General features: G+C 52.8%; 1 protein-coding gene and 1 pseudogene. Both read right to left on the bottom strand.

What is annotated here, in order from left to right:
• Nucleotides 1–1,016 (bottom strand): hypothetical protein (locus BIS11_RS17605; RefSeq protein ID WP_253586732.1); only part of this gene is annotated, 1,016 nt, incomplete at its 3' end.
• A 95-nt stretch (nucleotides 1,017–1,111) separates the two neighbouring features.
• A pseudogene (locus BIS11_RS17600) lies at nucleotides 1,112–1,380 on the bottom strand (IS481 family transposase); the annotation flags it as partial.

The raw sequence follows: 1,380 nt of genomic DNA, 5'->3' as shown, positions 1-1,380 counted from the left end.
AACATTACCAGCTCGTCGCTGGGCTTTGCCCATTGCTCTTCGGGCAACGGTTTTGACCATTCGACCATTTCTGGTGGCAACAGGTTTGGTCGCGCCTTGTGAAGCCGTCGGTTATCCCACTCGGTCAAGTAACCTGGCAAATTCCAAAGCTGAATAATATCTATTGCATACCAGGCGCCCCAGTAGAGCCAATCGATTTCGCCGCTGGCTCGGCGCTCATTCATGCGACGGCGCGCCCTACGCAGGGTATGCACGCCTTCCCAAGGGGGATCATTTTCTTCGCGCGCGGTTAGCGGATCCTGTATTTCGTCATACGAGTTGACCTCATATTCCATATAAGCGCGCACGGCTTCCCATTGGCTGATTGCCAAAGGCTTGGCAAAGGTCATGAACTCGATTTTTAACCAGTGACCCGTTTCAGGATGCGCGTAGCCCATGCCTATACCGAACTGTTGCTGCACACCGTACTGAGTAACACCGCGTGCCTCGACTACCCAAGCCATGAGCGACTCCCAAGGCACAATGACGGTTTCCTTTTTGTCATCTACTACAAAGCAGACTTCACGACGTTGGCGATGAAAGCGTACTGGGGAAGCGTTGCGTAAGCGTTTAAGCGCTGTCCAGTGGCCTGAATACATTATTAAAAAAACTGCTCCTCCTCCCGCTAAACCTACCCATGCGCCAAACTTAAAAGTTTCTAACATAGAGGCTAACGAAGCATTAGTTAATATTAACCAAGCCAAGCCTGGACCGAACAATGCTGAGAACAAAAACAAAAAAGACGTTACCCCGGTCAGTAGTTGCCAGCCAAAAACATCCATGTACCACCCACCCACATCTAGGTATCTTTCATTAAGACTACTGATGGAGCCGTTTAAATCTAGCGTCTCGTGGCCAGTAGGCAGAGGTTTTGGGGCAAGATAGGTAATACGGCCCGCAGGGATGGCTTGCGTCTCCCCTGCTTGGTGAGGCTGATTGGTATCTGGCTGTGGCAGGTCCGGTGCCTTTGAACTCATTGTTTATATCCTGATAGCTTTTTTTATTAAATATATGTCGTTTATGACGGCGGTCTCAATGAGCAAGTATCTTCCGCATCCTGACGAGCTTGTTATACCAGTGTCGGCACCTCGCGCCGCTGGAGCATGCGGTGCAGGCCCGAGCGAGACACTCGAAGGCTCAGGAACTCAAGAGCCACGACGAAGAGATCATCCAGGCCGAGCCGCAGGAATGCGCGAGCGGCAATCAGCATCTCCTCCTGCTCGGACGTGAAGGCGGCCAGCAGGTTGTGACGCGTATGCGGTCGGTCATGGGCATCGTCAGGGTACCGCCAGCGCCGGATGGTAGCGGGAAGACGCCATACTGGCGGGCCAACTCGCTATC

It is taken from the genome of Halomonas sp. 707D4, from assembly GCF_024158685.1.
Lineage (GTDB): Bacteria > Pseudomonadota > Gammaproteobacteria > Pseudomonadales > Halomonadaceae > Vreelandella.
Note: the sequence above shows the minus strand (reverse complement) of the source record. Positions and strands in the feature narration are given on the sequence as shown.